This window comes from Sphingomonas sp. LHG3406-1, assembly GCF_029637485.1.
Classification (GTDB): Bacteria; Pseudomonadota; Alphaproteobacteria; order Sphingomonadales; family Sphingomonadaceae; genus Sphingomicrobium.
In genome coordinates this window covers 124,433-147,774 of the sequence record NZ_CP069128.1, presented here as the reverse complement: position 1 = coordinate 147,774, position 23,342 = coordinate 124,433, and the positions used below count along the sequence as shown (strand labels likewise).

Annotated in this window: 20 protein-coding genes and 1 tRNA gene; 9 read left to right on the top strand and 12 right to left on the bottom strand. The window is 66.2% G+C overall.

Annotated elements, in window-relative coordinates; genetic code table 11:
- The first annotated feature begins 40 nt into the window (after positions 1 to 40).
- Positions 41 to 394 (top strand): GntR family transcriptional regulator, encoded by a 354-nt coding sequence (locus JOY29_RS00725; protein WP_300974288.1) that lies wholly within the window; start codon positions 41 to 43, stop codon positions 392 to 394.
- On the opposite strand, the gene JOY29_RS00720 is transcribed toward JOY29_RS00725, so the two are convergent.
- Positions 391 to 2,067: an acyl-CoA dehydrogenase gene (locus JOY29_RS00720; RefSeq protein ID WP_300974287.1), complete on the bottom strand. Its 1,677-nt coding sequence runs from the start codon at positions 2,065 to 2,067 to the stop codon at positions 391 to 393. The genes JOY29_RS00725 and JOY29_RS00720 overlap by 4 nt on opposite strands.
- A 52-nt stretch (positions 2,068 to 2,119) precedes the next feature.
- Here JOY29_RS00720 and JOY29_RS00715 point away from each other — a divergent pair, with 52 nt between their 5' ends.
- A complete protein-coding gene (locus JOY29_RS00715; protein WP_300974286.1) occupies positions 2,120 to 3,046 on the top strand; it encodes an L-threonylcarbamoyladenylate synthase in 927 nt (308 codons plus the stop codon).
- Here the strand turns inward: JOY29_RS00715 and JOY29_RS00710 are convergent, their stop codons facing one another.
- Complete coding sequence (locus JOY29_RS00710) at positions 3,047 to 4,768, bottom strand: EAL domain-containing protein (RefSeq protein ID WP_300974285.1); 1,722 nt, start codon at positions 4,766 to 4,768, stop codon at positions 3,047 to 3,049.
- Between the two features lie 210 nt (positions 4,769 to 4,978).
- Here JOY29_RS00710 and JOY29_RS00705 point away from each other — a divergent pair, with 210 nt between their 5' ends.
- Entirely contained in the window at positions 4,979 to 5,740 is a 762-nt protein-coding gene (locus JOY29_RS00705; protein ID WP_300975562.1) for a class I SAM-dependent methyltransferase, read from the top strand.
- Here the strand turns inward: JOY29_RS00705 and JOY29_RS00700 are convergent.
- Together JOY29_RS00700 and JOY29_RS00695 are read right to left on the bottom strand one after the other, a co-directional pair.
- Entirely contained in the window at positions 5,724 to 7,415 is a 1,692-nt protein-coding gene (locus JOY29_RS00700) for a bifunctional metallophosphatase/5'-nucleotidase (RefSeq protein ID WP_300974284.1), read from the bottom strand. The two genes, JOY29_RS00705 and JOY29_RS00700, sit on opposite strands and share 17 nt — an antisense overlap.
- On the bottom strand, positions 7,372 to 8,109 hold the full coding sequence (locus tag JOY29_RS00695; protein WP_300974283.1) for a queuosine precursor transporter: 738 nt from the start codon (positions 8,107 to 8,109) through the stop codon (positions 7,372 to 7,374). The genes JOY29_RS00700 and JOY29_RS00695 overlap by 44 nt, the downstream gene beginning before the upstream one ends.
- Before the next feature lie 100 nt (positions 8,110 to 8,209).
- On the opposite strand from JOY29_RS00695, the gene JOY29_RS00690 reads away from it, so the two are divergent.
- On the top strand, positions 8,210 to 8,653 hold the full coding sequence (locus JOY29_RS00690) for a cytidine deaminase (protein WP_300974282.1): 444 nt from the start codon (positions 8,210 to 8,212) through the stop codon (positions 8,651 to 8,653).
- Positions 8,654 to 8,855: 202 nt separating this feature from the next.
- Here JOY29_RS00690 and JOY29_RS00685 read toward each other — a convergent pair whose 3' ends face one another.
- The 6 genes from JOY29_RS00685 to JOY29_RS00660 all read right to left on the bottom strand — a co-directional run bounded on the left by JOY29_RS00685 (position 8,856) and on the right by JOY29_RS00660 (position 14,125).
- Entirely contained in the window at positions 8,856 to 9,188 is a 333-nt protein-coding gene (locus JOY29_RS00685; protein ID WP_300974281.1) for a hypothetical protein, read from the bottom strand.
- Positions 9,189 to 9,286: 98 nt separating this feature from the next.
- On the bottom strand, positions 9,287 to 10,237 hold the full coding sequence (locus JOY29_RS00680; RefSeq protein ID WP_300974280.1) for a 2-oxoglutarate and iron-dependent oxygenase domain-containing protein: 951 nt from the start codon (positions 10,235 to 10,237) through the stop codon (positions 9,287 to 9,289).
- 92 nt (positions 10,238 to 10,329) lie between these two features.
- The gene (locus JOY29_RS00675) at positions 10,330 to 11,625 is read right to left on the bottom strand and encodes a nucleoside transporter C-terminal domain-containing protein (protein WP_300974279.1); all 1,296 of its coding nucleotides are present in this window, start codon (positions 11,623 to 11,625) and stop codon (positions 10,330 to 10,332) included.
- Between the two features lie 28 nt (positions 11,626 to 11,653).
- Positions 11,654 to 12,301, bottom strand: coding sequence for a TIGR00730 family Rossman fold protein (locus tag JOY29_RS00670; protein WP_300974278.1), 648 nt, complete (start codon positions 12,299 to 12,301; stop codon positions 11,654 to 11,656).
- A complete protein-coding gene (locus JOY29_RS00665) occupies positions 12,298 to 13,290 on the bottom strand; it encodes an adenosine kinase (protein WP_300974277.1) in 993 nt (330 codons plus the stop codon). The genes JOY29_RS00670 and JOY29_RS00665 overlap by 4 nt, the downstream gene beginning before the upstream one ends.
- 64 nt (positions 13,291 to 13,354) lie before the next feature.
- Positions 13,355 to 14,125: an SDR family oxidoreductase gene (locus JOY29_RS00660; RefSeq protein ID WP_300974276.1), complete on the bottom strand. Its 771-nt coding sequence runs from the start codon at positions 14,123 to 14,125 to the stop codon at positions 13,355 to 13,357.
- A gap of 107 nt (positions 14,126 to 14,232) precedes the next feature.
- Here JOY29_RS00660 and JOY29_RS00655 point away from each other — a divergent pair, with 107 nt between their 5' ends.
- The 5 genes from JOY29_RS00655 (at position 14,233) to JOY29_RS00635 (ending at position 20,481) form a co-directional block, all read left to right on the top strand.
- Positions 14,233 to 14,889 (top strand): queuosine precursor transporter, encoded by a 657-nt coding sequence (locus JOY29_RS00655; RefSeq protein ID WP_300974275.1) that lies wholly within the window; start codon positions 14,233 to 14,235, stop codon positions 14,887 to 14,889.
- A 200-nt stretch (positions 14,890 to 15,089) separates the two neighbouring features.
- Positions 15,090 to 17,708 (top strand): TonB-dependent receptor, encoded by a 2,619-nt coding sequence (locus JOY29_RS00650; RefSeq protein WP_300974274.1) that lies wholly within the window; start codon positions 15,090 to 15,092, stop codon positions 17,706 to 17,708.
- Between the two features lie 115 nt (positions 17,709 to 17,823).
- Positions 17,824 to 17,897 (top strand) — tRNA-Gly (locus tag JOY29_RS00645).
- A gap of 169 nt (positions 17,898 to 18,066) precedes the next feature.
- Entirely contained in the window at positions 18,067 to 18,855 is a 789-nt protein-coding gene (locus JOY29_RS00640; RefSeq protein ID WP_300974273.1) for a DUF6538 domain-containing protein, read from the top strand.
- Between the two features lie 324 nt (positions 18,856 to 19,179).
- Entirely contained in the window at positions 19,180 to 20,481 is a 1,302-nt protein-coding gene (locus tag JOY29_RS00635) for a hypothetical protein (protein WP_300974272.1), read from the top strand.
- Between the two features lie 12 nt (positions 20,482 to 20,493).
- Here JOY29_RS00635 and JOY29_RS00630 read toward each other — a convergent pair whose 3' ends face one another.
- Both JOY29_RS00630 and JOY29_RS00625 read right to left on the bottom strand, forming a co-directional pair.
- Positions 20,494 to 21,942, bottom strand: a complete 1,449-nt coding sequence (locus JOY29_RS00630; protein ID WP_300974271.1) for a class I SAM-dependent DNA methyltransferase — start codon at positions 21,940 to 21,942, stop codon at positions 20,494 to 20,496.
- Complete coding sequence (locus JOY29_RS00625) at positions 21,939 to 23,342, bottom strand: restriction endonuclease subunit S (protein ID WP_300974270.1); 1,404 nt, start codon at positions 23,340 to 23,342, stop codon at positions 21,939 to 21,941. Before JOY29_RS00625 ends, JOY29_RS00630 begins: the two co-directional genes overlap by 4 nt.

Below are 23,342 nucleotides of genomic sequence, written 5' to 3'. Positions count from 1 at the left end.
CGCGCTTGCAACTTTTCGCGCCGCACCGTATTAGGACAGCATGACGCTACGCGGCCGTTCCGACGCCAAGCCGGTCTATGTCCGGCTTCGCGACATCATTTCCGAAGCCATATTGTCCGGCCGCTACCGCGACGGCGATCCCCTCCCCTCGGTTCGCGCCTTCGCCGCCGAGCAGGGTGCCAACCCGCTGACCGTCGCCAAAGCCTATCAGGGCTTCCAGGACGAGGGCCTGATCATCGTCCGCCGCGGCATCGGCATGTTCGTCGCCGACGGCGCGCGCGAGCGGCTGTCGACCAGCGAGCGCGACATCTTCATCCGCGAGGAATGGCCGGCGGTGCGGGCCAAGATGGACCGGCTGGGGATCGATCCGGCGGAACTGCTCGAGCGCAGCTAGGCCAGCGCTTCCGCTTCGACCGCGTAAAGCAGGGCCGCACCGGCCTCGGCACCAGCCGCCAGCCCGAGCGCTTCGGGCACTACAACGCTGCTGAAATAACCCGCAGCCGCACGCTTCGCCCGCGCAAACGGCGATTCGCCGGTCGCCGCCCTCGCCTGCCGCTCGAGCAGCCAGCCGGCTGTCAGCACCGAGCACATGGTGAGGAAAGGATAGCTTCCGGCGAGCTTGTCGTCATGGCCGGCGGCACGGAGGCTCGTCGCGGCGATCTCGACCGCATCGGCCAGTGCGACCAGCGCTGGTTCCTCGATCTCGGCGCGGATGTCGGCGATCAGGCCGTCGAAGGCGAGGCCGCCGTCGAGGCCAAGCTTGCGCCCGACGAGGTCCGCCGCCTGGATGCCGTTGGTGCCCTCGTAGATGGGGGCGATGCGCGCGTCGCGGAAATACTGGGCGGCGCCCGTCTCCTCGACATAGCCCATGCCGCCATGGACCTGGATGCCGATGCTGGCGACCTCACAGCCGACGTCAGTACCCCAGGCCTTGACGAGGGGCGTCAGCACGTCGCCGCGCATCGCCGCCTGGGCGTCGCCGCGGTGGCCACGGTCGATCTGACCGAAGGCGTAGTAGGCAAGCGCCCTCGCCCCCATGGTCAGCGCCCGCATCCGCAGCAGCATGCGGCGGACGTCGGGATGTTCGTGGATGGCGACCGCATCCTTGCTGACCCCGCCCGCGCGGGCTGACTGGACCCGCCCGAGCGCATAGGCGACGGCGCGCTGCGTCGCCGCCTCGGCGATCCCCACTCCCTGCAGGCCGACGTTGAGGCGGGCATTGTTCATCATCGTGAACATGGCCCGCATGCCGCCATGCTCCGGCCCGATCAGCCACCCGGTCGCCCCGCCATTGTCGCCATAAGCCATGGTGCAGGTCGGGCTCGCGTGGATGCCGAGCTTGTGCTCGACCGAGGCGCAGCGAAGATCGTTGCGGCTGCCGTCGGGCAGGATCTTGGGGACCAGGAAGAGCGAGATTCCGCGAGTCCCCACGGGCGCGTCGGGGGTACGAGCGAGCACGAGGTGGATGATGTTGTCGGCAAGGTCATGCTCGCCATAGGTGATGTAGATCTTCGAACCCGCGATCCTCCACGAGCCGTCGCCGACCGGCACCGCTCTGGTCCTGAGCGCACCGACGTCGGACCCGGCCTGCGGCTCGGTCAGGTTCATGGTCGCCGGCCATTCGCCGCTGACAATCTTCGGCAGATAATCGCGCTTCTGCTCGGGGCTGCCGTGCGCCTCGATTGCTTCGATGGCGCCCATCGTCAGCATCGGGCAGAGAGCGAACGCGAGGTTGGCGGCGTTCAGGTCCTCCATCACCGCAGCGCCAAGCGACAGCGGCAGGCCCTGCCCGCCGGCATCCTCGGGCGCGCTGATGGTGCCCCAGCCGCCGTCGACGAACTGGCGATAGGCTTCGTGGAAGCCCTTCGGCATCGCGACGCCATCCGGCGACCAGCGCGCACCCACAGTGTCGCCGACGCGGTTCAGCGGCTCGACGGCGCCTTCCGCATACTGGGCCGCACCCTCCAGCACCGCCTCGACAATGTCAGAATCGTTGGTGAGCTCCGAAATCCGCACCACATGCTCGAGCACGAAGCGCTGTTCCTCGACCGGGCAGCGAAGCGCCATAGGTTCGTCCATTCCCTTGTGATGACTTCCGCTTTGCCATAGCGGCGGCGGCATGACGGGCAAGAGGACCGAGCTACGGCCATTCGGCCCGGAGGCGATTGCCGAAGCCACAGCGCTGATCCGCGACGGCCTTCCGGTCGCGGTGCCGACCGAGACCGTCTACGGCCTCGCCGCGGATGCCACGAACGCGGAAGCGGTCGCGCGCATCTACAAGGCCAAGGGGAGGCCGAGCTTTAATCCGCTGATCGTCCATGTGCCGGACCTCGATGCCGCTCGGAGGCTGGGCCGGCTCGGCGCCGCGGCGGAAGCGCTGGCAGGGGCGTACTGGCCGGGTCCGCTCACGCTCGTCGTGCCGCTGGCGGAGAACAGCCCGGTGGCGAGCCTGGTCACCGCGGGCCTACCGACCATCGCGCTGCGCGTTCCTGCCCATCCCGCCATGCGCGCCTTGCTTCAAGCGAGCGGCCGTCCGCTGGCCGCACCAAGCGCCAATGCCAGCGGACGCATCAGCCCGACGCGTGCTGCCCATGTGCTGGCGTCGCTCGACGGGCGCATTCCGCTGGTAATCGACGGCGGTGCCACCGCGCATGGTCTTGAAAGCACGATTATCGCCGCCACGGATGGTCCGCTTCGGCTGCTCCGTCCGGGTCCGATCGTGGTGCCTGACGCCACGGCGGTTACCGGCAACGCCGTCGAGGCGCCGGGCATGCTCGCCAGCCATTATGCGCCGGCCAAGCCGCTCCGCCTGGATGCGGTCTCGGCCGAGGCGGACGAATGGTGGATCGGCTTCGGAGCGCAGGGCGGCGACTCCAGCCTCAGCCGATCGGGCGATCTGGTGGAGGCCGCAGCGCGTCTGTTCGACCTGCTGCATGAGGCCGACGCTTCATCGCGCCCGCGCATTGCGGTTGCTCCGGTGCCGAGCGAAGGCCTCGGCCTCGCCATCAACGATCGCCTTGCCCGAGCCGCCGCGCCGCGCGGCTGATCAGCGGGCGGCTGTCCGCAACCGGCTTTTCCAATGGGTGAGTGCTTCGCCTGCTTCGAGCGGCTTGGCAAAGAAGTAGCCCTGGCCCGACGCGCAGCCGAGGGTCGCGAGGGTCGTCGCCAGCTCACGGCTCTCAATGCCCTCGGCGGTGGTGGTCATGCCAAGCGCGTCGGCAAGGCCGAGCACCGCGCGAACGATCGCCACGCTGTCGGGGTCGACCATCATGCCGGTGACGAAGCTGCGGTCGATCTTGAGCACGTCGATCGGCAGGCGCTGAAGATAGGCGAGGCTTGAATAGCCGGTGCCGAAGTCGTCCATGGCGACGGTAGTATCGAGCGCCTTCAGCGCATCGAACACACGGGTCGCGCGGCGCGGATCCTGGACAATCGCGCTTTCGGTAAGTTCAAGCGTCAAGCGGTCGCCGGTCAGGCCTGTCGTGCGGAGGGTACCTTCGACCATCGACGCGATATCGTCGCGGGCGACCTGGATGGCGGACAGGTTCACGCCGACCGATATGGGGAGCCTTTTGCCAAGCTCGCGATCCCAGCCCACCAGGGTCGTCGCAGCTCGATTCATCGCCCAGCGGCCGAGGTGGAGGATGAGGCCGCTCTCCTCCGCCACGGGAATGAATTCGGTCGGGCTGATCTCGCCGCGGTCTTCATGATGCCAGCGGGCGAGCGCTTCGAAGCCGGACACTTCGCCGGTACGCAGGTCGATCAACGGCTGGTAGAAGAGCTCGAGCAGGTCGCGATCGAGCGCACGGCGGAGCTCCGTCTCGATCGAGAAGCGACGGCGGGCGAGGCTCGCTTCCTTGGGCTTGTAGACCTCGGGCTTGCCGCTTGCCTTGGCCTGCTTGACCGCGAACTGGGCGTTACGGAACAGCTCCTCCGGATCCTGCCCCGACTGCATCATGGCAAGGCCGATGGCGCATTCCACCTTGATCTCCAGCTCGCTCAGCCGGAACGGCGCATTCATCGCTTCCTGGATTCGTGACGCGGCCTTGAGCGCGTCGCCAGTGCCGCGGCGGAGCGCGACGACGATCCCGAATTCATTGCCGCCGGTCCGTGCCAGGGTGTCGCCGGCTCGCAGCGCCGAGATGAGCCGACGGGCGAAGGTGATCAGCAGTTCGTCGCCGGCGAGGCTGCCCATGCTCTCGTTGATGCGACTGAAGCGGAGCATGTCGACGACCAGCACCGCATGGCCCGTGAAGGCGGGATCCTCCTTGCGCGCCGCCGCCTCGACCATTTCGGTGAAGGCCAAGCGATTGGGAAGACCGGTCAGGCTGTCGCGCAGCATCTCGGCGCGCAGGGTGCGTTCCGCTTGCACCTCGGCGGTGCGATCGACGACCGACAACAGGGCGCGGCGGCTGTTCCGCTGCGATGGAAGTGGCGCAAGCTTGAACCGATAGAAGCGGGCGGAAAGGCCGTCGCCGTCGCGGAAGTCGAGATCGGCCTTGGCGCCGACGTCGAGGAACCAAGCGGCGAGATGGGTTGCGATGATCCCCTCGCCGTCAAGGCATTGTTCGGTGACCGCTTCCAGCGTTCCGGCTGTCGACAGTGCAACGGCCTCGGCGAAGCGCTCATTATAGGCGGTGATTCGCGGGCTGCCGCAGCCATCCTGTTCGACGATCGCGGCGGCGATCGGCAGCGCGTCCAGCAGTGCCGATCCGTCCGCCCAGAGGAGCGGCGCGGCAATTGGTGCGGTGCGCGAGCGGGCCGACATGCCATCGCTATGGCAGCCGAGGCGTTAAACTTCTGTTTCCTTGCGCCGCCACGCTGGCATTTGGGCGGGCTGGCTTGCGAATGGGGGCGCACCCGGCGACAAGGCGCCAACGATTTGTCGTTCAGGAGACCAACGATCATGCGCTCAATCGCTCTTCTCCTTGCCGGTGCGGGCCTCGCCACCGCCGCGGCGGCGACTGCCGCCGTGCAGATGCGCGTTCCGACGCTCGCCCGGGCCGAGAACCAGGCGCTTGCCGCGGCGGTCGCCACCCCCGCGCGGAGCGACGCCAATCGCGCCCGCGATCGCTACCGCAACCCACAGGCCACCCTCGCCTTCTTCGGCGTGCGGCCCAAGCAGACGGTGGTCGAGATCTTCCCGGGCGGCGGCTGGTACAGCGAGATCCTCGCGCCCTACGTTCTGAACGGCGGCGGCACCTATTATGTCGCGGCGCCCAACGAGCGCGGGCTCGGCGGCTTCAAGCGGCTCGTCGAGAAGGATGCTGCCCTATACGGCCGCGCCAAGCAGGTGACCTTTCCGATCCGCGAGACGGGGCAGGCCGGCGTTCCGGACGGCAGCGCCGACGTCGTCCTGACCTTTCGCAACGTCCACAACTGGGCGATGGGCGACCAGCCCTACGCGGACCTCGCGTTCAAGCAGATGTATGCCATGCTGAAGCCGGGCGGCGTACTCGGGATCGAGGAGCACCGCCTGCCCGAGAGCGCGGACAGCGCACGCGAGAAGAGCAGCGGCTATCTCAAGGTGTCGACCGTCCGCAGGCTCGCCGAGCAGGCGGGCTTCCGTTATGCCGGATCAAGCGAGATCAACGCCAATCCCAAGGACACGGCTGACTGGGCGCAAGGCGTCTGGACGCTCCCGCCGACGCTGCGCCTCGGTGACCAGGACCGAGCGAAATATGTCGCGATCGGCGAGAGCGACCGGATGACGCTGCGGTTCGTCAAGCCCCGCCGTTGATCCGCTTGCCGGCGGGCACCTTCGGGTTGCCCGCCAGCCAGGCCTCTAGCGCGTCGAGGTCGGGGCCGCCGTCGACCGCGTCGCGGCCCTGTGCCAGCACGCTGTAGCCGTCGCCGCCGCTGGCGAGAAAGTTGTTGACGGTCACGCGGTAGGTGCGCGCGGGGTCGATCGGGCGGCCGTTCAGAGTCATGGCGGTGATGCGCCGCCCGTCCCCGCGCGAAACGTCGAAGCGATAGGCGAAGCCCTCGGACGGGATCAGCAGCGAGCTTGCGACGATCTTGCCGCCCGCCTCGCGAAAGCCCTGTTCGAGCAGGGCCTTGAGCTGGGCGCCGGTCAGGCTCTTCACCACCAGATTGTTGCCGAACGGCTGGGTCGCGAAGATCTGGCCGAAGGTGACGCTGCCGTCCGCCCGCGGGACGAGGTCGGTGCGGACTCCGCCCGAGTTGATGAAGGCGATCTCCGCCCCACCCTTGTCGGCGGCGCGGGTGGCGGCGAGCTGGGCGTCGGCGATGAGCTTCCCGGCCGAGCTGTCGCCATCGTCCGGATCCTTGAGGGCGGGACGGGAAAGCCGGCCGACCACCCGCTCCGCCGCCGGGCGGGCAGCGGCGAGATAGCGATCGACCAGCGCCTGCACCTGCGAATCGGGCTCGGCGAGGACGGGCACGTTGCTGGCCTTCGCGTTCGTCAGCCGGCGGGTGGCGGGATCGAAGGTCAGGCGGATGTCGCTGACGAGGTAGCCGTTCTTGCCGGCGCTGGTCAGCAGGCGCGGCGCGCCGCCCGCCTCGACGTCGCAGGCATAGGCATGATGCGTGTGGCCGCTGACCACCACGCGAATGGCCGGATCGAGCTTGTCGAGGATCGGCACGATCCCCCCCGACAGCCCGTCGCAGCCGAGCGCGTCGTAGACGGGCGGAACGCGGCCGCCCTGGTGGAGGAGGAGGACGATCGTGTCGGCCCCTTCGGCCTTGAGCCTGGGTACCCGCGCATTGGCAGTGCCGGCCTCGTCGGCGAAGTCGAGCCCGGCGACCCCCGCTGGGGTGACCAGGGTCGCAGTTTCCTTCAGGGTCATGCCGATGAAGCCGACCTTGACCGGTCCGATCTGGCGGACGGCGGTGCCGGGGAAGAAGGTCGAGCCGCCCGCGGTGATGACGTTGGCCGCAAGATAGGTGAAGCCGGCGGGCTGGTGGGGCTCGACCGCGCAGGGCGTGCGGCTGGTGTGCTTGTCGCAGCCGCCCTGCTGCATCCGGCGAAGCTCCGCGCCACCCTTGTCGAATTCGTGGTTGCCGACCGCGGCGAGGTCGAGGCCGGCGAGGCTCAGCGCCCGGATCGTTGGCTCGTCGAGGAAGTAGGCGGAAACGAGCGGAGTCGCGCCGATCAGGTCACCGGCGGCGACAGTGACGCTCTGCTGTCCAGCACGCAGGCGCTTCAGAGTCGCCGCTAGCTGGGCGGCGCCGCCGGCGCGGATCTTCGACGTCGTGCCGTCGGCATTGCGCAGCGGCACCGGGTCCTGCGGCGTCTCCAGATTGCCGTGGAAGTCGTTCAGGCCGAGGATCTGCACCTCGACCGGAACAGGCGCGGCGGCGACCGACATCGTCGGCCGCCCCGTGGTCGCGCAGGCGCCGAGCGCGAGGCTAGACGCGAGCAGCGAAAGGCGTGAAATCCGTACGTTCGTCATAGACATCCATTCCTTCGCGCCGCTTCAGGGCACCCACTACCGCATAGGTGACCGGGGTCAGAAGCGCTTCCCACGCGACCTTCAGCGCCCATTGCGTCAACAGCACCTTGATGACGAGGTCATTACTCCACCCCGCGGCGCCCCAGAAAGCGAGCGGATAGAAGATCAAGCTGTCCACACCCTGACCGGCGATGGTGCTGCCGATGGTGCGGGTCCACAGATATCTGCCTTGGGTCCAGACTTTCATCCGGGCAAGCACCACCGAATTGACGAACTCGCCCGCCCAGAAGGCGACGATCGAGGCAAGGACGATGCGCGGGACCTGGCCGAACACCTGTTCGTAGGCCCCCTGCCCGCCCCAGTCGGGGCTCGGCGGCAGCTTGACCACGACCCATGACATGAAGGCCATGAACAGGAGGGCGGCGGTGCCGACCCAGATGCAGCGGCGGGCCCGGGCATAGCCATAGACCTCGGTCAGCACGTCGCCGATCACGTAGGACAGCGGGAAGAAGAGGATGCCCGCGCCGAACGGCCACAGGCCGATCAGCGGCAAGTCGACCTGAGCGACCTTCCCGGCACCTAGGATGTTCGAGAGCAGGAGGATGGTGACGAACGCCGCCATCACCAGGTCGAAATAGCGCAAGGGGCGGCCGTGGAGGGCGGCAGCTTCGACCTTCTGGACTTCCCTGCTCATGCGACCCCCGTCACCCGTTGCTGCTTGCCTCACAAGAAGAAGGCGGACCCCGGGTCAAGCCCGGGGTGACGAAGGGCGGGGTCGGGGTTAGGGAGCGCCCATGACCGACGCCGACCTGATCACCGCCGCCCGCAACGCCGCGCTCAAGGCCTATGCACCTTATTCCGGTTTCTCGGTCGGCTGCGCCATCCTTTCGGACGAGGGGCAGCTCGTCACCGGTGCCAACATGGAAAATGCCTGTTACCGCCTCGGCATCTGCGCCGAGCAGAGCGGCCTCACCGCGGCCCAGCATGCGTTCGGACTCAGCCATATCGCCGCCATCGCGGTAGCCGGCGGCGACGGGTCGGGCGAGGCGCTGGAAGGCGAGCAGGTCTGCACCCCCTGCGGCGGCTGCCGCCAGGCGCTGCTCGAGGCAAGCCACCTCGCCGGCCGCGACTTCACCATCCTGTGCGCCAGCGGCGACGGAGAAAAGGTCGAGCGCCTCACCCTCTCCACCCTCATCCCCCACGGGTTCGGCCCGGCGAACCTCACCGACGCGCGTTAACGAAGCTGAACAAGGTCACAAAGGTCACCGGTGGCGGGGTATCCGTAGCGATCCCGACCTGACGTCTGGAATGATTGCATCGCTGAGAAAGAGCAGCGTCGAAACGCTGCGGTCAGTTGAGCAGGCGGAATCCTACATCGCAAGTGGCGAGGCTGAGCGCACAAAAGCCCGCAATCGCTCGCAGGCAGTCGTGAGGCCCATTTCAGAGCTTCGCCGTCTTGAAGCCGACGACCTTGCGATCGAAGCGGCATTCGAACGAGCGGCGTTCGGTCGAGCCGGTGGCGGTGCCCCAGACGGTGGCCTTGGTCGGGCTGCGCTGTTCGATGTCGATAATGGCGACGGTGCCATAGGGCGCGGCCTGGGCTCGGCAGGCGGTTGCGGCGGCGAGCTTCACCGCTTCGTCATTGTAGTAGACGTTGCGCCCTTGCTGGCTACCCCGCGCGGCGGCACCGATCGCGCCGGCGGCGATGCTGGCGACGCAGCCGCTCAGGGCAAGGGCGCTGGCGACCACCGCGAGCAGATAGTTGGTGCGCATGCTGGCGATCCTTTCGGCCGGTCGAGCAATGTTGCTCTCCCGTACCGAACGCGCGTCGGGGCCTCGGGTCGCATCGTGTCCGCAGGTTCCCGGCCAGGTCAGGCGAGCTTGATCTCGCGCAGGCGCTCCAGGAGATAGTCGTGGCTGCTAATCGGCGGCCATTTGGGCTCCTCCCCCGCCGGCACGGTGCCGGGCAGCGCCTCGATCATGTAGTCGGGGCGGAAGTGGAGGAAGAAGGGCATGGAATAGCGGGCGTTGGACGCGCGGTCGGGGGCCGGGTTGACCACCCGGTGCGGGGTCGAGCGGAGCTTGCCGTTGGTCAGGCGCTGCAGCATGTCGCCGATGTTGATGACCAGTTCGCCGGGCTTGGGGCTGACCGGGATCCAGCGGCCGTCCCTGGTCTGGAGCTCCAGCCCCGCTTCCTCGGCGCCGAGCAGCAGAGTGATGGTGTTGATGTCCTCATGCGCGCCGGCACGGATATGCTCGCCGGTGGCTTCCTTCTGCGGCGGATAGTGAAGCAGGCGCAGGACCGAATTGCCGTCGCGCACGGTGTCGGTGAAATAATCCTCGTCGATGCCGAGGTAGCGGGCAATCGCCTTCAGCACGGTGATCCCCGTGCGGTCGAAGGTGTCGAACAGCTCGAGGAAGGTTTCCTTGAAGCCCGGAACCTCGTCCGGCCAGACATTGTCGGCCATGACGTCGCGGAACTTGTGGCCAGCGGCGAGTTCGCGTCCGACGTGCCAGAATTCCTTAAGGTCGTGCGCCTTGGCGCCCTTGGCGGTTTCGATCCCGAACGGCGTGTAGCCGCGCGCGCCGCCGGCCCCGAGCGCGTATTTGCGCTTCGTTTCCTCCGGCAGCGCGAAGAAGTCCTTGGCCTTCTCCTCGGCCCGCGCAATCAGGTCATCGGGAATGCCATGATCGGCGAGGACGGCGAAGCCATATTCCTCGAAGCTCTGCCCGATATGCTGGGCGAAGGCGTCGGCGTCGGCGGCCGCTTCCTTCAGCGAGACGGAGGCGATCTTGTCGGGGGTGAGGAGGTCGGTGCTCATGCGGGCGCTTTAGTGCGTCGCGCGGGCTGCCGCAAATGATTGAGATCAAGCTTCCGCCAGCCCGCGCCGCACCGCAGCGGGGCTGTCGCCAGTCAGGGCAGCATGATCCCGGCGAGTGCGGCGCTCATCAGGTTGGCGAGGCTGCCCGCCAGCAGGGCCTTGAGGCCGAGGCGGGCAATGACCGGGCGCTGGTTCGGCGCCAGGCCCCCCGTCACCGCCATCTGGATGGCGATGGACGAGAAATTGGCGAAGCCGCACAGCGCGAAGGTGACGATGGCGCGGCTGCGCTCGGTCAGGGCGGCGGCGGCGCCGGTCGCATTGCCGAGCTCGATGAAGGCGACAAACTCGTTGAGGACGATCTTGGTCCCGAACAGGCCTCCGGCAACCCCTGCCTCGGTCCACGGCACCCCGATCAGGAACATGATTGGCTGGAAGACATAGCCGACCAGCTGCTGGAAGCTCAGCCCGTCGAGGCCAACGCGGCTACCGATCCCGCCGAGGATGCCGTTGGCGAGCGCGACAAGCGCAACGAAGGCCAGCACCATGGCACCAACAGCGACCGCCAGCTTGACGCCGGTTTGTGCACCCTGGGCGGCGGCCATGATGATGTTGGCGGGCTTCTCGCCTTCCTCGAAGGTCTCGGCGATCTCGACCGTCTCGGCGGGCGGACCGGCGGCGGCCACGGCTTCGCCTTCGGTTGGCGCGGCGACGGGTTCACGTGGGTCGGGCATCATGATCTTGGCCATGAGGATGCCGCCCGGCGCGCTCATGAAGGCGGCGGCGAGGATGAACGGGAGGATGGTCGGCCGAAGGGCTTCGGGGAAGAGGGAGACGTAGGCGGCGAGGATGGTACCGGCGACCCCGGCCATGCCGACCACCATCAGCGTGAACAGCTGCTGCGGCGTCAGCCCGGCAAGATAGGGCCGGACCACGAGCGGGCTTTCCGATTGGCCGACGAAGATGTTGGCGGCGCTTCCCAGCGCTTCGACCTTGCTCACCCCGGTGATCCAGCCGATCGCTCCGCCGAGCCAGCGGACCAGCCGCTGCATGATGCCGACATAATAGAGGATGGAGACCAACGCGGCGAAGAAGATGATGACCGGCAGCGCGCCGATCACGAAGGTATTGGCGAACGGGTTCCTGTCCTTGGGTCCGAACAGGAAGGCGGTGCCCTCGTCGGCATAGCCGAGGAGGAGCACGACGCCGCGCGCCATGCCCTCGATCCCGGCCCGGCCCCAGGGAGTCCACAGGACAAGGAACGCGATTCCCGCCTGAAGAGCGAAGGCGGCGAGGATCACGCGCGGGCGGATCGCCTTTTTGTCGCTGGAAAAGAGAAAGGCGACGAGCAGGATGGCGGCGACGCCGAACAGACCGAACCAGTGATTCATGGCTAACTTCTTCCCCGCCCCCCGGCGTTCACCAGACCATGCCCTGCGTAGCGTTTCGCGCTGCTTCGTCCAGCCTGTCGATGGCTTCGGCCGGGGTAGCGGCCATCAGCAACTGGTCGCGGCGCGCCTGGCTGAGGAAGCCGCTGGCGGACACATGGTCCATGAAGGTGGCGAGTCCGTCCCAGAAGCCGTCGACGTTGAGCAGGCAGAAGGGCTGGGCGTGATAGCCGAGCGCGTTCCATGTCCAGGCTTCAAACATTTCGTCCAGGGTGCCGATACCGCCCGGCAGGCAGACGAAGGCGTCGCACAGCTCGGTCATCTTCGCCTTGCGCTCGTGCATGCCGGCGACCTGGTGCAGTTCGGTGAGACCGAGGTGCGCCACTTCCTTGTCGACGAGGGCGGCGGGGATGACCCCGAGGACCTTGCCGCCGCGCTCGAGCATCGTGTCGGCGATCAGGCCCATCAGGCCGAGCTTGCCGCCGCCATAGACGAGGTCGATACCGCGGCTCGCCATCTCCTCGATCAGCGCGACGGCCGCCTCGGCGAAGCGGGGATCATTGCCGGGTGCGCTTCCGCAATAGACGGCGATCCGGCGGATCGGCCGGGCGCCCGGCTGCGGGACGAGGTCGGCCGGGAGCGGGCCCGGCCTGTCGGTATAGGGGCCGCCGCCGCTCACAGCTTCACCAGTTCGGCGAGGTCGGCGACCGGGCGGGCGCCGAAGTGGCTGATGATCTCGGCCGCCGCGATTCCGCCGGTCATCAGCTGGCGGTCAATCGGGTGACCCTTGCAGCGGGCGGCGAGGAAGCCGGCGGCAAACAGGTCGCCGGCGCCAGTGGTGTCGACCACCTGGCCGACGCCGATGGCCGGGACTTCGGTCATGACGCCGCCCTCGAAGGCGAGCGCGCCGGCGGGGCCGCGAGTGAAGACAAGGGTCTTCACCTGTTGCGACAGGCGGCGGATCGCCTCGTCGAGGTCGGCCGCGCCGGCGAGCTGCAGCGCCTCGCTCTCGTTGGCGAAGATGAGATCGATTCCGCCGCCGGCGATCAATTGCTGGAGCGGCTCCTTGCGGCCTGGGAGGCAGACGCTTTCGGAAAGAGTAAAGGCGACGGTCCGGTCGGCGGCGTGGGCGATGTCGATCGCCTTGAACATTGCGGCGCGGGGCAGCTCGGGGCCGAACAGATAGCCTTCGAGATAGAGGATGGAGGCGGCGCGAACGGCCGCTTCGTCGACCGCCGAGGGCGGCAGGCAGTGGGCCGCGCCGGGACAGGTGTTCATCGTCCGCTCGCCGTCCGCGGTGACGAGGATCAGGCAGCGGCCGGTTGGCGGACCGTCGGTCAGCGGCGGCGTGTCGAACTTGACACCCAGTGCACGCATGTCGTGGGTGAAGATGGTGCCGAGCTGGTCGGTGGCGATCTGGCCGAGGAAGGCGACGTCCGCTCCCATCGCCGCCGCGCCGGCCATGCTGTTGGCGGCCGATCCGCCGCTCGTCTCGCGGGCCGTGCCCATCGCGTCGTAGAGCGCCAGCGCCTGTGCGGCGTCGAGCAATTGCATCGCGCCCTTGGGCAGGTCGAAGCGGGTCAGGAAGTCGTCGTCGCAGGTGGCGATGACGTCGACCAGCGCGTCGCCCATGGCGAGGATGTCGGTGGCATGGGGCGCGGAACTCACGAGGGCGGGCGGTTAGGGACGGCGCGGGGGTTGGTCAACCTTCGCCCGCCCGCTCCGCGCCCCATCAGGGCAATGTCGAGAGGGTTTCGCGCGCCCGCTCGCTGAGCATGGCGAAGGCATCCTCGAACTTTCCGTCGCGCTCGGCGTGGCGGAAGCCCTGCACGTTCCTGACCAGTATCTCCTCGGGGGTGGGCTGCCGTGCGAACAGGGCCATGACCTCATCGGCGAAATCGTCCAGCGGCTGGTAGCCAGGACGCGTCGACTGGCCCGGCGTGAGGTCCGTCTGGACTCCGGGCGGCGCCAGCTCGATCACCTCGATTCGGCCGCGCAGGGCCTCGCGGAGCGAGACCGTGTAGCTGTGGATGGCGGCCTTGGTGGCGCTGTAGGTCGGGGTCGACATCAGCGGAACGAAGGCGAGGCCGGAAGTGACGTTGACGATGGCCGCCTCGGGCTGGGCCGACAGATGCTCGACCAGGGCGTCGGTGAGCCGGATCGGCCCAAGCAGGTTGGTGGCGATCGTCGCCTCGGCATCGGCGAGGTCGCGCGCACGGTCCAGTCGCTCGAAGCGCATGATTCCGGCATTGTTCACCAGCACGTTGATGGTCGGGTGACGGCGGAGGATGGCAGCGACATTGGCGCGGAGGCCGTCGACATCGTCGACGTCGAGCCGCTCGACATGGATGCCGGGACGCCCCGCCGCCGTTTCTTCCAACGCATCCGTTCGCCGGCCGGCAACCACCACCCGATTGCCGGCATCGTGCCATCGCCGCGCGAGCGCCTGGCCGATGCCCGAGCCACCGCCGGTAAGGAGAATGGTGTTGCCGCTGGTCTTCATGCTTGGCTCCTCGCCGCCGGGGAAAAGGCAGGAGGTGGCCATGGCACCCTGCCCCGACAAGTGCGGCCGGTTGCACTTTGCCTCCGAACCGTTACCCCTCCCGCTCCATGAGCAACGACACCGTGGCGACAAGCCGCCTCATCGCCCCGTCCCTGTTCGGCTTCGGCATCTTCTACGGCGGCATGGTCTGCATCGCCGGGGTGCTGGGCAACAAGCAGGTGGCGCTTGGGCCGCTGGCGGTGGAGGCGGGCATCTTCGCCTTCCTGCTGCTGGTCGTGACGTCGAGCGCGATCGCCGAGCTCCACGGGCGCTCGATCGCCAACAAGCTGGTGGTCTGGGGCTTCGTGCCGCTGCTGATGTCCGCGGCGCTGACGCTGCTGGTCCTTGCCCTGCCCGCCTCGGCCAAGATGGAGCCGGAGCGGCTTGGCGCATTCGAGACGATCATGGCGTCGAACATCCGCATCTGGCTGGCCGGCATCGTCGCCTATGGCACCAGCCAGGTGCTGAACGTCACCATCTTCACCGCGCTGAAGGGCCGCGAAGGGTCGAAGCTGCTGTGGGTGCGCTCGGCCGTCGCCTCTGTGCTGAGCCAGATCGTCGACACGCTCATCTTCATCACCGTCGCCTTCTACGGTGTCTTCCCGATCGCCGCGCTGCTCGGCGGCCAGATGCTGTCGAAGGTCGTGCTGTCGATTGTGTTCGTCCCGCCACTCATCCTCCTGTTCGTGCGGCTCGGACGGCGGATGGACGGGAAGGTCACTTGAAAATGACACGTTAAACTGCTGTGAGGCCGCCCGAGTCGCGGGGGTGGCGACCGGCACATGTTGCATCGCAACAACAGAGCTTGAGCGAAAGGTGATGTCCGGGATCGGGCGTCACTTTCCTGTCTTAATCTCGCCCTAGCGGCCCCGGTGAACTGCACGAACACGCGTCAGTCACTCACACCATCATCGGGGACACCCACGTGAAGAAGCTATTCCTGCTCTGCACCTCGGCTGCCATCTTTGCGCCGACGACAGCCTTTGCCCAGTCGACCGGTTCGGTCGACTTCGAAGAAGAAGCCATCATCGTCACCGGCACGCGCACCCAGGAAGTGGGCGGCGTCCAGACCCCCGATACCAGCAAGCCGAAGGTTGCGCTCACCCAAGAAGCGATCAGCCGCTCCAATCCGGGCCAGACCATCCTCGACACCATCAATCTGGTGCCGGGCGTCAGCTTCCAGAACAACGACGCCTACGGTTCGTCGGGCGGAACGCTCAACATCCGCGGCTTCGACTCCAGCCGCATCAGCCTGACCTTCGACGGCATCCCGCTCAACGACAGCGGCAACTATGCCATCTACTCGAACCAGCAGCTCGACCCCGAGCTGATCGAGCAGGTCAACGTCAACCTCGGCACCACCGACGTCGACTCGCCGACCGCTTCGGCCGTCGGCGGCACCGTCAACTATCGCACCCGCCTGCCCAGCCGCACCTTCAGCGCGCAGGGCGTGGCTTCGGTCGGCGAATACAGCTTCCGTCGCTTCTTCGGCGTCGTCGACACCGGCGAGATCGGGCCGTTCGGAACCCGCGCCTTCATCTCGGCGTCGACCGCCAAGAACGACAATCCGTTCAACAACTACGGCCGCGTCGACAAGCAGCAGTACAACGCCCGCATCTACCAGCCGATCGGCAACAACGGCGATTTCGTCAGCATCTCGGGCCACTACAACGAGAACCGCAACAACTTCTTCGGTTCGGTCCAGCTGCGTGAAGATGCCGGCCGCGTCGTTCCCAACCGCTTCCCGGCGGGCAGTGACGACCGTCAATACAACATCAACTTCCCGTGCACGACCGACACCCCGCAGGCCGGCGTGGCTGACACCACCAACAGCTGCGGCACCGAATTCGACCGCCGTTACAATCCGTCGAACACGGGCAACATCCGCGGCGCTTCGCGCTTCACGCTGACCGAGAGCCTGACCCTCACCGTCGACCCGAGCTTCCAGTATGTGAAGGCCAACGGCGGCGGCACCGCCACTGCGCGCGAGTTCGGCTACGACCTCAATCCGGCTACCGCTGGCGGCACCGAGCCGTCGCGTGCGAACTGCTCGACTGCGGCAAACAGCGCGACCGTGACCTGCGCGTTCGGCTACTTCGGCGGCAACCCCTTCTTCGGCCGCGACCTCAACGGTGACGGCGATCTGCTCGACCAGGTCACCGTGGTCGCCCCGAGCCAGACCCGCACGCGTCGCTATGGCGTGATCTCGGGCCTGCGCTGGGACATCAACCAAGCGCATACGCTCCGCCTCAGCTACACCTACGACCGTGCCAACCACCGCCAGACCGGCGAAGTCGGCTTCGTGGGCGTGGACGGCGAGCCGAATGACGTGTTCCCGGTCAACGATCCGGTGGCGGGCGCGGGCGGCCTCGTGCTCCAGAAGCGCGATCGCCAGTCCTATGCCACGCTCAACCAGATCGCGGGTGAGTATCGTGGCGAATTCGGGCAGCTGACGGTCAATGCCGGCGTCCGTGCTCCCTTCTTCGAGCGCGACCTCCAGCAGAACTGCCTGACCAGCTCGGCCAGCGGTTTCGTCGAATGCTCGAGCGCGGCGACCCTCACCACCGCCGCCACGTTGAACCCGAACTGGCAGCCGGCCCAGCGCCGCGTCCTCAAGTACAGCAAGGTCCTCCCGAACGTCGGCCTGCTGTATGACCTGACGCCGCGTCTCAGCACGTTCGTCAGCTACGCCAAGGGCATCTCGGTTCCGGGCACGGACAACCTCTACAACGCCTTCTTCTTCCCGGTGGGGACGGATGGCGCCAAGCCGCGGCCCGAGCTGACCGACACCTTCGATGCCGGTGTTCGCTATCGCAGCCGGCAGGTGCAGGCGCAGCTCGGCGTGTGGTATACGCGCTTCACGGATCGCCTGGCCTCGGCCTATGATCCGGAACTGAACGCGACGGTCTACCGGAACCTCGGCCGCGTGAACAAGTGGGGCATCGACGGCTCCGTCGCCTTCTCGCCCATCTCGCAGCTGACGCTCTACACCTTCGGGTCGTGGAACAAGTCGGAGATCCAGGACGATCTGCAGCTCGGCGGCGGTTCGACCTTCGACTGCGGCAGCCCGCCGACCGGCACCACCAACGCCACCCTGCTGCGCAATTGCGCGTTCACGGCCGGCAAGCGCGAGGCCGGCACGCCGACCTACACTTATGGCGCGTCGGCGGTCGGTCAGCTCGGCATCGTGCAGCTCGGCGTCACCGCCAAGCGCACCGGACCGCGCTACGTCTATGACAACAACCTACCGATCTTCAGCGGCGACGTGGACGTTCCTTCGGGCGTGACGCAGATCTACGGTGCCAAGGCTCCCGCATACTGGCTCGTCAATGCGGACGCCCGCATCGACATGGGCAAGTTCATCGGGCCGAAGACCTATGTCCAGCTGAACATCTACAACCTGTTCGACGAGACCTACGTCGGTGGGTTCGGCGGCAACCTCAGCCAGACGGTCAACGCCACCTCGGGTGTCTACGGCAACCCGCCGTTCGTCCAGATCGGTGCGCCGCGGACCTTCTCGGCCACGCTGAGCATCGGCTTCTAAGCGCAGGCTTCGGGCCAGACGAAGGGCGTCGCTCCGCATCCGCGGAGCGGCGCCTTTCTTCTTTCTGGCTTGATGGGGTGGCGGCCCTGTGGCAATCGCCCTCCCGCACCGCGACGCGGGTATGATGTAATGGTAGCCTGTCAGCTTCCCAAGCTGAACGCGCGGGTTCGATTCCCGCTACCCGCTCCACTTTCGGCCAAGATCAGCAGAAATCCGCCTTTGCTGCGTCCCGGTGCACCCCCGCGGGGTGCCGGACTGTAGCACCAGACTGTCGCATCAAAGTGGCAGTTTGACTCGGGCCGGCGCCATTCGTCCGCCGCAGCATGGATCATCGGGACGGCAGCCGAAAGGCCGACCCATGTCCCATGCCTCCTACCTGCGCCGCCGCGGCGCCCGTTACTCCTACCGCCGCCGACTGCCTGTGCCGTTTCGGCAATCTCAACCTATAACCATCAGTCTGGGGACCTCGGACCCGCTGACCGCCCGGCGACGGGCGGCGCAGCTGTCCGTCGCATGGGAGGGGTTGGTGCTAGTATATAAGGGCCGAACGGATCTGACCGCCAGCGAAGCGCGGCTGATCTTCCAGGATGCGCTCGAGCGCGAGCTGGTTCGTGCGATCGAGCCCTACCAGCAGCGTGACGTCGACCGAGCCGCCCTGGTGCCCGCAAGCCGTTTCTGGGCGGGCGTCTACTGGCAGGCGCATCGGTCGACTGAGGAGCTTCGTGAGGTGCAGGAGACCGGCTTCACCGCGCCCGAGGGGACGGACCCGCGGCGACTTGAGGCCGCGGTTGAGGCCTACAAGCTGGTTGAGATGATGCGGCGCGAGGTCGAGGAAGAATGTCCCTCGGCACTTCAGCGGGTTGGTGTGCCGATGAATGCCGGAACCCTGGAGCAGGCTCTCATCCAGCGCCTTCGTGGCCGCGCGGCCGCTCACGACCGTGCTCAGCTAGCCGCCGACCCGAGAATAAGCTCACGCGACGACCTCTTTGGTGCTCTTCTGGATGAGACACTGATTGCCACCGTTCGCGACGGCGCTCCTTTGCTTGCTACCTCGGTAGCCGAGAAGCACCTGCCAGCAGGCGGCATCTATCTCGAGCAGGACACACGTCGGTTCACCTACCAGGCTCAATCAGGACGTCAGGACTGAATGAGAGCAACAAACCGCGTCCTGCCGACAGGCAGGAGCGAAAGGGCGAAGCCCGCCACGGGCCATGACAATGGACCGCCCGGGGAATTTCATTCCGCGGAACCCCCGCTCCAGCGGGCTCTGATTTCCGAACGGAAATCCGCAAGCAGAAACAATCGCCCTGCGTTGTTTCTGCGGTATTGCGCCTCACCCGACCAGATCCGCCCGGGTGAAGATTAGCTATCCAGTACTTTCTCTGGCGCCGATCCTCGCGCAGCAGATCGCCCTACCGGGCAGCGAACATCTCATCCTATACACTGGGAAGTTTTGCCAGGAGAGTTCGAGATGGATGCCTTTGATGTGGTCGAGAACGCTTTCGCGGAATTCAAATCACAATTGAAAGCTGTCGAGTTGATGATGCAAGCGGCCAGCGCTGATACGGTGGATGAAGAGACTCGGGCGACGGCCGTCAATCGGCAGCTTCATCCATTGGACAGTTCGACGCCGCTCCTCACCGCTGAAAGAGCCGCCAATAAGGCGGTCGCAAAATTGGAGAAAAAGTATGGCCCTCTAATTGCGGAAGCCATGACCGGCCTTCTTGCCATTCAACAAGCCAAGATTTTCGCAAGTCGCATCGAGGAGGCGAGATGCGCATCGAGGACAGCCAAGGCAGAAAAGGACGTCACCGGAGTGTTCCCTGAAACTCTCCGCGCGATTGAGATCCTTCACGAGTTTGGAGCGAGTAAGTGGCATTGGGATCAACAGTCGCGGTCCCAATTGGAGATCCATGCCGACCTTTTGAGGTGGCATGCCAAGGACCCGCGCCGCGAGATGGCCGACAATCCTTGGCGCCTCCTTGACCCGATCTATGCAGAACGCTGTCTGGCCGAAGGGAAACTCTCTCGCCCCATCCAGTCCGCTTTCCTCATCGACGTGTCCACACCCCTCGTGGTTGAGCCACCTGCTCTCAAGGCGCCGTCCCGAGCGGAGCTGAAAGCTTTCCTCGCTGACGAAGTGCTAATGGCGCCAGACGAATTCAATAGCACGATGGGGGGAGTCATTAGCCTTGCGGCACCGGGCGTCGAACATCTGCCGATGTGGGAACGCGAAAGTCGTTCCACCGATGGCGTAACAGCAACAACAATGGATTGGTATCGCATCGAAGTTCCGCGCGGGCCCTACGTCCTTCTCCAGCGACCAGGTGAGGGCAGCATCTTCTCAAGACCGAAGCCAGAGTGGCTACCACCATACAAAAAGCTTCGGCATCTTGGGGTGGAAGCATGCATGACGCCTGCCGAGGTCGATCGACTTCAGGACCTCAGCGAGACAGGAAAGGGTTCAGTGGAGCTGGCGCTGAAGGCCATCCGGCACTTTACAACCAAGGTCGGACTGGGAGAAGTTCCGCAGGAGCATCTCACGAGGTTCTGGCTCTATCTGTTGGTTGGCCGACACCATCCGGCTGAAATTGAGAGCCTCGGCCCGAGCGGTTATTTCCAGGGTATTCATGGCCCTGATCCAGCAAACCATGACGGACTTAGGGGCTCATTGATGATCGTTCGCGGCACTGCCTCCGACGATAATTCTCGACAGATCTGGCCTCATCTTCAAACACCCTGGGTCCGTGGCTGGAGACCTTGTTACAGCTGAATCGTTAGGACCTTAGGCCAACTTCCCCGCCACCGACCGAAACATCTGCAGCGCGGTCTCAAGGCTGTCGACAATCTCCGCCGCCAGCTCAGCCGGCGGTGGGAGGCTGTCCGGGTCGGTGGCGCTGGCGTCCTTTAGCCAGAAGATATCGAGGTTCAGCTTGTCCCGCTTCGCCAGCTCTTCGTATTCGAACCGGCGGAAGCGATCGGTCTCCTGACGCTCGAGCCGCTTCCGCTTGTCGCCATAGCAGGCGACGAATTCGTCCAGATCCGACCGCTTCAGCGGCCGCTCGCGCAGGGTGAAGCGCTGGTTTGTGCGCAGGTCGTAGACCCATAGCTCGCGGGTGCCGATCCCGCTGCCGGGCGCCACCCGATCAAAGAACAGGACGTTGGCCTTCACGCCCTGGCTGTAGAAGATGCCGGTCGGCAGCCGCAGCAGGGTGTGGAAGTCAAACTCCTCCAGCAGCCGCTTGCGAAGGGCCTCGCCAGCGCCGCCCTCGAACAGAACGTTGTCCGGCATGACCACGGCCGCGCTGCCGCCGACCTTCAGGATCGACATAATGTGCTGTAGAAAATTCAGCTGCTTGTTGCCCGTGGTGACGGTGAAGTCGTCACGGACATAGTCCTGCCGCTCGCTGTCGATCCCACCATCCTCGCGGACGATGCGGAAGGACTGGCGCTTGCCGAACGGCGGGTTGGTCAAGATGACGTCGAAAGACTGGTCGCCCCGGTCCAGCAGCGCATCCGCCTGACGCACTGGCGAGACCGCGCCGCCGATACCGTGCAGGTAGAGGTTCATGGCACAGAGGCGGACGACTTCGGCGACAATATCGGTGCCCGAAAGTTTCTCCTCGCGGAGAGCCTTGGCGACCTTCCGGTCTCGTGCCGCAGGCTTGGCCTTCATGTGCTCGTAAGCCGCGAGCAGGAAGCCGCCGGTTCCTACCGCCGGATCATGCACCGTGTGCTCGGGCTCTGGGTCCACCAGCTGGGTGATAACCTCGATCAGCGGCCGCGGAGTAAAATACTGGCCGGCGCCGGACTTCACCTCGCCGGCGTTCCGCTCAAGCAGGCCCTCGTAGATGGTGCCCTTCACGTCGACGTTGAGGCCCATCCAGGTCTCGGCCCCGATCAGCGTCACCAGCCGCTGCAGCTTGGCCGGGTCGCCGATCTTGTTCTCGGCCTTCAGAAACAGAGTGCCGACGATGTCCGTGCGCCGGGACAGGGTTTCGAGAATGCGGCGGTAGGTCCGTTCCAGCTCCTCGCCCGCCTTGCCAGCGAGCGCGTCCCAGTTGGCGTCGGCCGGCAAGGCCGAGGCCTCGCCCAAAGCCTCGGTCCGCTCCTTGTCCATCTTCAGGAAAAGCAGGAAGCTGATCTGCCCGAGGTAATCGCCATAGGACACGCCATCGTCCCGGAGGACATGGGCGTAGTTCCAAACCTTGGCGACGAGCGCCTGCTCGTTCATGCGGTGAGTTCTCCACGGAAGGCGGCGGACAGAATGGATTGGCGGAGCTTGGCCGGCGTGGGCTCAAGGTGCTGAAGATCATCGGCACCGGCCTCCGCCTCGGCTAGTTGCCCTTGGACTAGCGCGACGATGAGGTCGATCTCGGATGTCGGCGGGATCGGCAAGGGCACACTCGCAATGTCAGCCTGCGAGACCTTCAGAATCCCTGCCGTGGTTTTCGCCCGTTTCAAGAGGCGAGCTCGCGTCTGAGGCGCAGACCACACGATCGTCGCCCATGCTTGCAAACGAGCGTCGCCAACCAAGGGATATCTGATCGCCGTGTCGGGGAAGATCGTGTCGTCAGTGTCCCGATCGACAAGGGTGCATCGCCCGACAAGATGCTGTGACCCGTTAGCGCGAGAGATCAGGAGGTCACCTCGGCGGAGCAGATACGGTCGGGCGTCCTCCAGCTCAATTGGAAGGAACCGGAACCGAGACCAATCCACCTGGTCGCCTTGGAGGGCGTCTAGCCGAAGTCCCTTTACCGGCGAGGGGCTGGCCGTCTCTTTCAAGGAGAGGCCGTTTCGAATGCCGCCGGTGGTCAGCTGCTCGATGCTGGCCCAGGTCCAGCCTTCCGGTAAGGCTGGTGTTCCGAACAGATCAGGCTGAGTGGGTTGCGCGTAACGCTTGCCCGCATTCCTGTGATCGGCTGTCCATCGCTGGGTTCGCTGTTCTAGCAGTCGGCCGATTAGCTGTGCACCGCTCTCCCCTGCGCTGATCGTGCGTCGCCACTCGGCGGTGAGTTCGCCGGTGACAGCGGCCTTCAGCAGCGCCTTGCGCCAAGTCGTCAGATCCTCCCGCGCCCGCGCCAGCGCTGCCTCGCCATCGTCGATCTCGGCGAAGAGTTCGTCGATGCGGGCAACGATGCGCCGCTGCACCTCAAGCGGGGGCACCGGGAGCGGGAATTCGGCCATGACAGCGAAGTCGAGGCGAGGTCGGTCCCCGGTAACGGCATGGGAGGCATAATGGACGAAGTGGTGGGCGTGCAGGGCGTAAGCTAAGTAATCGGAGTCGAGCTCATGTCCGGCCCGCAATACCAACAACTCACCCGAGCAGGCCCCATGCCGATCCGCTCGCCAGACCTTGTTGAGATACGGTCTTAGGCGTCCGTAGAGCACATCAGCAGGCCGGAATTTGTTGCCCGCGCTTCGAAGGCTCGCAAAGGGCACTGTCTGGGTTACCCGCATCTCGCCGGACGGGATGCTGTCCATGCCTACGAAAGGCAGATCGCCGCCAGCAGAGGGAAGGACCTTTTCGGGACAACGTTCAACTAGGTCGCCCAGCCGCTCCCATCGCCAGCCGCCCGGCAGCGTCCACGGACCTTCAATCGGCCCACTCGCCGCCAAACGCTTCGCCTTCAC

What these genes read in the sequence shown, in the direction of transcription:
- JOY29_RS00725 (WP_300974288.1), top strand. Translation starts at nt 41, where the DNA reads ATGACGCTACGCGGCCGTTCCGACGCCAAGCCGGTCTATGTCCGGCTT.
- JOY29_RS00720 (WP_300974287.1), bottom strand. Translation starts at nt 2,067, where the DNA reads ATGGCGCTTCGCTGCCCGGTCGAGGAACAGCGCTTCGTGCTCGAGCAT.
- JOY29_RS00715 (WP_300974286.1), top strand. Translation starts at nt 2,120, where the DNA reads ATGACGGGCAAGAGGACCGAGCTACGGCCATTCGGCCCGGAGGCGATT.
- JOY29_RS00710 (WP_300974285.1), bottom strand. Translation starts at nt 4,768, where the DNA reads ATGTCGGCCCGCTCGCGCACCGCACCAATTGCCGCGCCGCTCCTCTGG.
- JOY29_RS00705 (WP_300975562.1), top strand. Translation starts at nt 4,979, where the DNA reads ATGCGCGTTCCGACGCTCGCCCGGGCCGAGAACCAGGCGCTTGCCGCG.
- JOY29_RS00700 (WP_300974284.1), bottom strand. Translation starts at nt 7,415, where the DNA reads ATGACGAACGTACGGATTTCACGCCTTTCGCTGCTCGCGTCTAGCCTC.
- JOY29_RS00695 (WP_300974283.1), bottom strand. Translation starts at nt 8,109, where the DNA reads ATGAGCAGGGAAGTCCAGAAGGTCGAAGCTGCCGCCCTCCACGGCCGC.
- JOY29_RS00690 (WP_300974282.1), top strand. Translation starts at nt 8,210, where the DNA reads ATGACCGACGCCGACCTGATCACCGCCGCCCGCAACGCCGCGCTCAAG.
- JOY29_RS00685 (WP_300974281.1), bottom strand. Translation starts at nt 9,188, where the DNA reads ATGCGCACCAACTATCTGCTCGCGGTGGTCGCCAGCGCCCTTGCCCTG.
- JOY29_RS00680 (WP_300974280.1), bottom strand. Translation starts at nt 10,237, where the DNA reads ATGAGCACCGACCTCCTCACCCCCGACAAGATCGCCTCCGTCTCGCTG.
- JOY29_RS00675 (WP_300974279.1), bottom strand. Translation starts at nt 11,625, where the DNA reads ATGAATCACTGGTTCGGTCTGTTCGGCGTCGCCGCCATCCTGCTCGTC.
- JOY29_RS00660 (WP_300974276.1), bottom strand. Translation starts at nt 14,125, where the DNA reads ATGAAGACCAGCGGCAACACCATTCTCCTTACCGGCGGTGGCTCGGGC.
- JOY29_RS00655 (WP_300974275.1), top strand. Translation starts at nt 14,233, where the DNA reads ATGAGCAACGACACCGTGGCGACAAGCCGCCTCATCGCCCCGTCCCTG.
- JOY29_RS00640 (WP_300974273.1), top strand. Translation starts at nt 18,067, where the DNA reads ATGTCCCATGCCTCCTACCTGCGCCGCCGCGGCGCCCGTTACTCCTAC.
- JOY29_RS00635 (WP_300974272.1), top strand. Translation starts at nt 19,180, where the DNA reads ATGGATGCCTTTGATGTGGTCGAGAACGCTTTCGCGGAATTCAAATCA.
- JOY29_RS00630 (WP_300974271.1), bottom strand. Translation starts at nt 21,942, where the DNA reads ATGAACGAGCAGGCGCTCGTCGCCAAGGTTTGGAACTACGCCCATGTC.